This window comes from Limosilactobacillus avium, assembly GCF_947381485.1.
Lineage (GTDB): Bacteria > Bacillota > Bacilli > Lactobacillales > Lactobacillaceae > Limosilactobacillus > Limosilactobacillus avium.
Map to the genome: position 1 here is coordinate 1 of NZ_CANCWN010000082.1, position 809 is coordinate 809.

At 40.3% G+C, this 809-nt stretch carries 1 protein-coding gene; it reads left to right on the top strand.

Annotated features, from left to right (window positions below):
* Positions 1-759: IS66 family transposase (locus QOS01_RS10390; RefSeq protein WP_283622266.1), on the top strand; the 759-nt coding region annotated here is incomplete at its 5' end.
* Positions 760-809 lie beyond the last annotated feature (50 nt).

The following is an 809-nucleotide window of genomic DNA, read 5'->3' on the forward strand; positions in this document are numbered from 1 at the left end:
ACCAGTTATTTTTGGGCAACAAGAACCACGACTGAGTTTAGCCATCATCATATGGTAATCTTTCATTATCGCAATACCCGCTCAGGAAAAGTAATCGGTGATATTATTGGTCAGAACTATCCGGGCTTTATCATGTGTGATGGATATGGAGGCTATAGTAACCACTTATACCCCCACGCCCATTTTGGCTCTTGCTTAGTTCATATTCGGCGGGAATTCATTCGAATCACTAAATTACTGAGTAAGAAGCAATTAAAGTATTCGAAAGCTCTTCATGCGGTAAAAATTCTCAGGAGCGTTTTCCATAAGGAAAACGGATTAATATATCAAACTGAGGAGGAGAAGCGTCAGCAAAGGGTTATTCATGTGAAGCCATTACTTGATAAGTTTTACCATTACTTGAATAGTATTACTTCGCCACAAGGCCGTCTGCGTGCAGCTATCAAGAATGCCCTAAAGCTCCGGACAAGAGTATATCGGATTTTTGAAGACGGCCAAATTCCGTTGAGTAATAACTCACTAGAAGAAGAAATCCGATTCACCACTTTAGTTCGTAAAAACTGTTTATTTGCGAAAAGTACTCGTGGAGCTGAGGCCAATGCAATTTACTACACGTTAGTGGCAACAGCAAAAGTAAACAAACTAAATATATATAAATATTTCAAGTACCTGTTTGATCGACTACCCAACCAGAAAAGTAGCGACATTGAGGCCTTTTTACCATGGGCGGAAGAAGTACAGCAGATATGTCATAACTAGAGGAAGGGCGTGAACCACAAGAAGCCGTGGTTCACGCCTTTTTCATTTGT